The organism is Sphingobium sufflavum (assembly GCF_021403115.1).
Taxonomy (GTDB): Bacteria; Pseudomonadota; Alphaproteobacteria; order Sphingomonadales; family Sphingomonadaceae; genus Sphingobium; species Sphingobium sufflavum.
The window spans coordinates 136,336-143,581 of the sequence record NZ_JAJSSH010000011.1 but is presented as its reverse complement, the minus strand read 5'-3'; the positions used below and the strand labels follow the sequence as shown (position 1 = coordinate 143,581).

The window sequence follows — 7,246 nt, the reverse complement described above, 5'->3', positions numbered from 1 at the left end:
ATCACGATAGAGATTGTCCGCAAATTCGCCGATCAGACCGGTTTCGTCGTCCATCCCAGACGATGGGTGGTCGAACGGACCTTCGCATGGCTCAACCGCAATCGCCGCCTCGCCAAGGACTTCGAGCAAACCATCAAATCCGCAACTGCGCTACTCTATGCCGCCGCGGCTATCGTTCTCATCAGGCGCGTCGCTCGTTACGCATGAGATCCAAGACAGGCTCTCAGTGGTGTTAAAGCTCGGCATGAAACCCTGCGAGCAGACAGGTAGCCCTCAGCGCCGTCTCGTCGAGAATATGGGTAAATGGGCGAATAGCTGGCAGAATATATCTCAGTTACCAGCGCCAACAGAATTTGGGGTCGATCACTCTATTATCGATTAGGGCTATCCCATCTTGATTACCAAGAGGGAGAGGGCGTCAGAGTTCTAAACAGCTTCATCCACTAATGTTCATCGCCCAACTTTAAAGGTTCACATCTTTACGCGGCGCTATACGTAATCCCGCGTAGCATACGGCTCCGGAATTCGTGAGGAGTGACGCCCGTTGCTCGGCGGAACGCGAAAGTAAAAGCCGATTGGGATGAAAAGCCTGTAACGATCGCAATCGATTTAATCGACTCGTCCGTCGCCAGACGTCGTTTGGCCGCCTCGATACGACAGCGAACCACATAGTCGGCAACCGTACAGCCACGGCTTGTCCGAAACGCCCGAGAAAGCTGGCGCGTTGAAATACTGCATAAAGTCGCAAGTTCGATCAAGGTGGGCAGGGGGCCGGGTTCGGCGATGCGCTGCTCGAGCACTCTCATGCGCCATGCCGCCAGCCCGCCCCTGTCGTCGGGCTCGTCGATAGCGATGAGATACCGCGCCAACTCAACCGAGAGCTGCAAAATCAGCGCATCGACAACCTGTTCGGACCCTACGCCTTCATGGCGTATCTCCTGTGAGAGCCGAAGCAACAATGCGCTGATATGGGTATTTGAAATGTTGAGGCAGCTCTCCAGGCGACGATCAGTCCACTGAAAATCGGCGGGTAGCCATCGCCTGACTGCCTCTTCTTTCAGCGCGCAAATGAGCGACATATGCTCGCCGCCGCCGCTTCTAAGCTGGAGCCGAAAGCCTGGAGGAAGAGCCATGATCGACCCCATTGCCTCCGTGCGATGCGGTCCCCAACGGTCGGTATAGCTGGCCCGGTCATGCACGCGTCGCGGCGTGAGACACAGGTCGATCCAGAAAAGCCCCTCCTTGCAGAACAGGTGCTCGTCCGAGTCTTTATGGTCGAGACGTATCACCATGAGCTCTGCCATCGGATGGATGCGCTCGCGTTCCAATTGAAGCATGGGCGACATCGCCGCCAAGGTGCGATCGAACGTGTTCATTCGCGTTCTCGTTTCAAACTTATGACGCTCTAAAGTTACTCTCCGGGCCGCATCTTGAGCCCGGTGGCCAACCAGAGCAAGGCAAGCCGTCCGCAGGAGACGCGCAAAATGTCTCCTTTTCTACAAAATGTCACTCTGAACGCAAAGTGCAGAAGACCTCTGCTCAGTCACGAAGAGGGGCGTAAGCTAGATTTCCCAAGGGGGTAAGCCGCTCCGGCCTCAAGGAGAGCGGAAGACCTCATTCGTCGAGATCGCGTATCTCGGCGGCAATCCACATCCGCTCCCAAAGATTTTTGCCGCCGGTTTGTTGATCAAGAAGCAATAGCGCATCACGCTTGGCTTCACGCGCCTTGTGGGAGGCGGGCTCTGACGCTAGTGCGATGTCGAGCAGATGAAGGGCCTCAAGAGGCCGGCCTTCGTCAACAAACGCGCGGGCGCGCTGGGCTATTGGGATTGCTCCGCCAGCAAGCTCGGCGAGCGCAGGCGCAACAGACGATGGGGGTACACCGTAAAGCTCGGTTGTTCCCCGGGCAGGGTCGAACCAGCCCGTATATTCATGCCAGATTGCCCGGACGTTCCAGGCGACCTTTCCATATTCTTCGGTAAGCGTGAGCTCTGGCGGTGTTCGGATGTCACGCATCAGGCTCCGCAGATCCTTGCCCTCGTTCATTCCTTCAACTGTCCGGTCATGGACCCATTGGACCGAGCCGATAATCTTTGTGAGTTCACGCTGGATGTGTTCCGCGCCGCGAATGTCCTCGTGGCCGGTGAGGATGAGTTCCGGGTTCAAAGCCCTCACCTTGGCGACGGAGTCGACAAATTGAAGGGCCGTGCGTGGCTTGTCCCCACGCATTGTGTTGAGGTTGGGGTGATTACCGAACAGCGGCCCGAAAAGATTTCCAACGATGGCAATACGCTCCCGGGGTAGCCAGAGGACGACCGCAGACCGAGTCTCGCCTCCCGGCGTCCAGATAATCTCGAAGCGCCGCTCGCCGAGATCGAAAGCATAGCCATCATCGCCTATCAGCACATCGGGCGATACCTCCTGCGTGGGCGTCAGGTCGGAAGCATTGCCGGTAATGCCGCCGAAGATACGCCTCGAGCCGCGGCGATAATGGGTATCGAGAGCAGCACCGTAGATTCGGTCCTCGAGATAGATGCGGTGTGCAATGACCTCATTTTCAGGTGTCTTATAGATTTCCAGACCGCCATATTGATTGGCGTGGCTCTGGGTAAGGATGATGTGGCGAATGGGATTCTGGGAAACTTTCGCAAACAGCTCCTTGCCGCGTCTGGCGTCACGGAGTGTCCCAGCATTCACCAAAACATCGCCTTCGCTCGTGATAATCAGATAGCTGTTTCCGATTCCGCGGCTTTCCCAGATACCATCGGCGCGCTCGATCGCATTGAGTTGTTCGGCACCGGATTTAACAAGATCTGCGGTCCGTAAGCCCTTGTCGGATAGCGGCGCGTTAGAGGTCATTCCATAACTCCTGAGTATCTTTTCATGCATCACTGACCAAAGGGCATCGCTCCGGCAATATGGGACGGGCCGCTCTATTCCCGCCTTCGGGATTGCATGGCCTATTTTCGACAAGACGTCTCGCTACCGCAAAGGATCAACAGCAGCGATCGCTCAAACATGCGGGGCAAATGTCACATGTTTGGCGCCAGCACATTGATTCCATTTAGGATAGTGCGCACGAGATCGACCTGCCCCCGCGCGCCGGTCTTTGCGTAAAGCCGTTTGGAATAGTTGCGTGTGGTCTCCTGCGTCAGACCCATGGTGTCGCCGGCATCTTGAAGGGAAAGGCCCCGCGCTACGTGCAACGCCAATTTCGCCTCGCTGCTCGACAGTCCGAACAGGGAAGCGAGAAGGGAAGGGTGTTGCGGGTCCGGCTCGAGAACATGGCGAATGAGGAAAAAGCGGGCGGATGATCCGAGAAGCGGCTCGTATTGGTCTGATGCAGCGGTGATCATCATTTGGAGCGGTGGGCGCGTCGAGAGCCAGCATGCTTGTGGTTGTTCAGTCGGAAGTGCCGGCCCTAGTTCCAGCATTGCCTCAGCTTTCGGCGAGCGGAAGCGAAGCCGATTGTCAGCCCCAAGCCAAAGCAGTTGGCCCTCGTTGATCCACCGACGTGCACGCCGGTCCGCATCGAGGACAAAACGATCACAATCCGTCAGAATCCAGGCGATGCCCAGCCCGCCCCGGGCCTGCTCCTCTGCCCGCCCCCTTCGCTGCTCGCGCTCATGAGCTATTCGGGCGATGACCGCCGTTAGCACGAGCGGCGCCAGAAAATCGAGCAAAGCCGCATCCTGTGCTCGAAGATCGGAACGGCTTCTCGCGATCCATAGCAAGAGGTCCGGGCCGTCGACCTCTTGCATCCGGACGACCCGAAGAAAGTTCTCTGGGCCAAGGCCAAGCTCCTGTCCGGAATAAACCCGGTCGGCGCGCAAATTCGTTAGATGGGAATGATCTGTTCGTCCCAGATGCGCGTTAACGGGGTCGATTGGGCCTCCGGCCAAATAGGTGAACGCTCCGCCCCGTCGCATCAGAACGCCGCAACGATCACAATGAGCTTGCAAGCGCAATTCGCTGAGAAATCTGTCCCATGGGGCTTCGCCAAACAGATCGCGATAAAGGATTGCGACCAGATCGGCCCCATAGATACGTCGAAATGCCATGATGGACTCGCTGCGATCGGTCGCTCGGCACGATTAAGTTTTGCTCGTTTTCCCAGCAGCGTGAAGCGATAGGGACTGCCGATATTCGCGGAATAATTATGCGAAGATGGCATTGCGAAGCGACACACGTCGACCCTCGCGACCACATTTTAGCCCTTGAGCCTCTAGAAATGGCTCAAATTCAACAAGCTGGCGTCTGTAAAACAGAGGTCGTCCTTTGCCTAGGAAGCGTCCTCAGACATGAATGCATCATCTCGCTGCTACGCTTTGCGCGACATGCGGCAACTGGGCTCGGCCCACCCTCCATTCAGCGCTGGAAGATGCAAAAATGACTTTGAATTTTGCCGATATCGTCAACGCGGCCCGAGAAAAGGCAAAAGCTTCTGATCCGGCGGAAGATAGCTGGAAGGAAGGTCTGGAGATTTTGTTGCATGACCATGCGACCCAGAACCGGCTGACCGAACGCGGCGAGGTTATTGTGAAGAGCCGCTATGTAGAAGCGCTCGCTGCCCGCATGACGGTCGATCAACATCTTCGAGAAAACCCGGCAATCCTGGACCAACCGATTAAGCAGCCGGTTTTCATCCTCGGCCTGCCGCGTACCGGCACCACTATGCTAAGCTATATGCTTGACGAAGATCCCGCTAACCGCTCGCTGCTGCGGTGGGAGGCCTATAACGCTGCGCCGCCCGCCGCACCGGGTGCCTTGAAAACCGATCCTCGTTGCCTTGCCGAAGTAGCCAAGGATGAGATGATGCTAAAAATGGCTGCTAAGGTGGCCGCTGCACATTTCGAACCGGGCGATGGTCCCACCGAATGCGTACATCTCATCGCGCAGGATTTTCGGTCGCTGATGCTCGCGGTCACGACCACCGTGCCAACCTATCATGACTGGCTCCTGCTGACGGATATGGCGAGCGCCTTCGAGCATCGTAAGCGCGTCCTCCAGATCCTGCAAACCACGAATCCGGGGCGCTGGATCCTGAAAATGCCGTCCGACTCATTATTCATCCGGCAGCTATTCAAGACCTTCCCCGATGCCAAGGTGATCTGGACGCACCGCGACCCTTATGCTGTCGCCGGTTCATCCTTTGCCATGCGCGGAAATTCCCGGCCGATGTTCGAGGTCGACGAGGGTCGCGAGTATATGCGCCGCTATTTCCCGCTGCAATTGGGTCTCCATGCATCGCGCCCGCTCGAAGTAAGCCACGAGCGGCCGAACGATATTCTCCATGTCTATTATGATGATTTGGTGGCCGATCCGCTCGCCCAGGTGAAGCGCATCTATAGCTGGCTGGGCGATGACCTCAGCCCTGTGGCGGAAGCCGGTATGCGCGGCTGGCTCGCGAACAATCCTCAGAACAAGCGTGGCAAGCACAGCTACTCACTTGAGGAGTGGGGGCTTTCGGTTAAGCAACTCCAGCCTTATTTCGCCGACTATCTTCGTGAACATCCTGTTGCTGCCAGGGAGTTTGCATGATGCTGAGCGATCTTTTCGACCTGCGGGGCACGGTCGTTCTTGGCGCTGGCGCCAATAGCGGCATCGGACTCGGCTTCCTGATGGGCTGTGCCAAACAGGGGGCGGACGTCGTCGTTTGGGGAAGGCGGGAGGACCGCAATCGCGAAGCGCTCGCCAAGCTTCAAGAGGCGGGAGCGGGCCGCGTCCATCAGGAGGAGGTTGACGTAGCGAGCGAAGACGCGGTTCAAGCCGCGTTTCGCTCAACGTTGGACGCAATGGGCCGTGTCGATTGCTTGTTCGCGAACGCAGGCTTCTCGTCCCGAGCACCGTCCTTTCCGGACATGACGAGCGAGATGTATCACGAACTTCTCAATGTGAACCTGCACGGTGCTTTCTATACGTTGCGCGAGGGCGCACGACATATGCGCGAGCGTGCTCAGGCCGGAGACCCAGGCGGTTCCATCGTGGTCTGCGGGAGCCTTTCCATATTCTATGGTCTGCCCGGCATGGAGCATTATGCCGGTGCCAAGGGTGCGCTGTCCGCCATGGTCAAGGGGCTTGCCGTGGAGATGGGACAATATGGCGTTCGCGCCAATATGATCGCCCCTGGCTTCATCATGACAGAGATGACGGGTGCAAGCGCCCAGCGCGATGCCATCGTCGCTCGCTATTCCGAAATCACGCCGCTTGGACGGCCTGGCTACCCCGATGATATCGAAGGACCGGGCGCTTATCTGGCATCAAAGGCATCGCGTTTTCACACCGGGGATATTCTGATCGTCGATGGCGGCCGTACGGTGAAATCGGCATGACTACCGACGTCACCACAACGTCCAGCGATGCGACGACTGCTGAACGCGCGACGCGCTGCGGCTTTATCGGTCTTGGAAGCCAAGGTGCCCCAATTGCTCGGCGGATGATCGATGCCGGCTTTCCGACAATGTTGTGGGCACGGCGTCCTGAAAGCCTTGCGCCTTACGAAGGGGGTGGAGCGACCTTCGCGTCCACCGTCGCGGAGCTCGGGGCATGCTGCGACCACGTCGGCTTGTGCGTGGTGAATGACGATGACGTGCGACAGGTCTGTGCAGATTTGATACCTGCGATGCGGCCTGGCAGCCGGATCGCCATCCACTCCACAATCCACCCCGATACGTGCCGTGCCATAGCGCAAGAGGCACTGGATGAGGGTATCGTAGTGATCGATGCGCCTGTGAGCGGGGGATCGCCCGCCGCAGAGGCTGGAACGCTGACGCTCATGCTGGGTGGTGATCCCGAAATCATCGAGGCAGCCTTGCCGGTATTTCGCAGCTTTGGACGCCTAATCGTAAGGCTCGGCGACGCGGGTGCGGGCCAACATGCCAAACTGATTAATAACACATTGCTCGCAGCCAATATCGGCTTGGCGGATAGAGCGCTTGAGGCAGGTGACCAGCTCGACCTTGATCGTGCGGCGCTGATTGAGCTGCTTCTGGCGAGCAGCGGCCGAAGCATGGGCGTCGAAGTTCGGGGACGCATGGCACACCCCACCGCTTTTGCGCATGGGGCGTCACTCCTGAAAAAGGACATGAATCTCCTCGGCGCGGTGATTGGAGAAAAAACCGACGCCTTCCAGACCTTCAGGGCCGCAGGTGCCGATTTCCTGCGGCGCGCCCTCGGCGAATAGTGGGCATTATGATGCCGGGTCCGGACGTGACTATCTCAACGCCACATGAGGGGGAATGGCGCA

At 58.0% G+C, this 7,246-nt stretch carries 7 protein-coding genes; 4 read left to right on the top strand and 3 right to left on the bottom strand.

The features are described 5' to 3' along the window. Window positions 1–207: transposase (locus LWE61_RS16140; RefSeq protein ID WP_234151681.1), on the top strand; the 207-nt coding region annotated here is incomplete at its 5' end. Between the two features lie 272 nt (window positions 208–479). Here the strand turns inward: LWE61_RS16140 and LWE61_RS16135 are convergent. The 3 genes from LWE61_RS16135 to LWE61_RS16125 form a co-directional block, all read right to left on the bottom strand. Beyond that, window positions 480–1,376 carry an AraC family transcriptional regulator gene (locus tag LWE61_RS16135; RefSeq protein ID WP_234151680.1) on the bottom strand — a complete coding sequence of 299 codons (897 nt, stop codon included), beginning with the start codon at window positions 1,374–1,376 and terminating at the stop codon, window positions 480–482. Window positions 1,377–1,614: 238 nt separating this feature from the next. Further along, the gene (locus LWE61_RS16130) at window positions 1,615–2,859 is read right to left on the bottom strand and encodes an alkyl sulfatase dimerization domain-containing protein (protein ID WP_234151679.1); all 1,245 of its coding nucleotides are present in this window, start codon (window positions 2,857–2,859) and stop codon (window positions 1,615–1,617) included. 173 nt (window positions 2,860–3,032) lie between these two features. Beyond that, window positions 3,033–4,061, bottom strand: a complete 1,029-nt coding sequence (locus tag LWE61_RS16125; protein WP_234151678.1) for a helix-turn-helix transcriptional regulator — start codon at window positions 4,059–4,061, stop codon at window positions 3,033–3,035. Between the two features lie 328 nt (window positions 4,062–4,389). On the opposite strand from LWE61_RS16125, the gene LWE61_RS16120 reads away from it, so the two are divergent. The 3 genes from LWE61_RS16120 to LWE61_RS16110 are packed head-to-tail and all read left to right on the top strand — an operon-like array spanning window position 4,390 to window position 7,183. Then, window positions 4,390–5,541, top strand: coding sequence for a sulfotransferase family protein (locus tag LWE61_RS16120; RefSeq protein ID WP_234151677.1), 1,152 nt, complete (start codon window positions 4,390–4,392; stop codon window positions 5,539–5,541). Further along, the gene (locus LWE61_RS16115; RefSeq protein WP_326490655.1) at window positions 5,538–6,332 is read left to right on the top strand and encodes an SDR family NAD(P)-dependent oxidoreductase; all 795 of its coding nucleotides are present in this window, start codon (window positions 5,538–5,540) and stop codon (window positions 6,330–6,332) included. The genes LWE61_RS16120 and LWE61_RS16115 overlap by 4 nt, the downstream gene beginning before the upstream one ends. Next, on the top strand, window positions 6,329–7,183 hold the full coding sequence (locus LWE61_RS16110) for an NAD(P)-dependent oxidoreductase (protein WP_234151676.1): 855 nt from the start codon (window positions 6,329–6,331) through the stop codon (window positions 7,181–7,183). Before LWE61_RS16115 ends, LWE61_RS16110 begins: the two co-directional genes overlap by 4 nt. The last annotated feature ends 63 nt before the right edge of the window (window positions 7,184–7,246 follow it).